The sequence below is a fragment of the Paenibacillus sp. 10L310 genome (genome assembly GCF_056395745.1).
Map to the genome: position 1 here is coordinate 1 of NZ_JBFTKC010000060.1, position 573 is coordinate 573.

Annotated in this window: 1 tRNA gene and 1 rRNA gene; both read right to left on the reverse strand. The window is 48.2% G+C overall.

Annotated elements, in window-relative coordinates:
• Positions 1-284: 284 nt before the first annotated feature.
• Positions 285-360, reverse strand: a tRNA-Ala gene (locus AC1DE7_RS31790).
• Between the two features lie 108 nt (positions 361-468).
• Positions 469-573 (reverse strand): 16S ribosomal RNA (locus tag AC1DE7_RS31795); the annotation flags it as partial.

A 573-nucleotide genomic window follows, 5' to 3' on the forward strand; every position in this document is an offset into this window, starting at 1 on the left:
GTTTCGTTGTTCGCCACGTCCTTCATCGGCTCCTAGCGCCTAGGCATCCTCCGTGTGCTCTTAGTAGCTTAACCATTTTGTTCCGGTTTCGGTCGCTCGCTTCCCTTGKTTTGCTTGCGCAAAGCCAAAAGTCGCTCTCACCCGATACCMTCACAAAAGCAATTTAACTACCTTTATACACTTSACTTGTTTRCACAAGWTYAGCTTAAAGGAATGTTCTAATTCGCGTTTGTTTCGTTTCGATATCTAGTTTTCAAAGAACAAGCCAAATAGATGAAATTGTTTGGTGGAGCCAAGCGGGATCGAACCGCTGACCTCCTGCTTGCAAGGCAGGCGCTCTCCCAGCTGAGCTATGGCCCCTCAAATTCCATCAAAACTGAACAAATGGATAAGTAACTGTGTTGCTGTYGCAGGTTCTAAGAACCTGCGTATTTGAATGTTTCCGTTGCAGGAAACGATTCTCCATAGAAAGGAGGTGATCCAGCCGCACCTTCCGATACGGCTACCTTGTTACGACTTCACCCCAATCATCTATCCCACCTTCGGCGGCTGGCTCCTTGCGGTTACCCCACC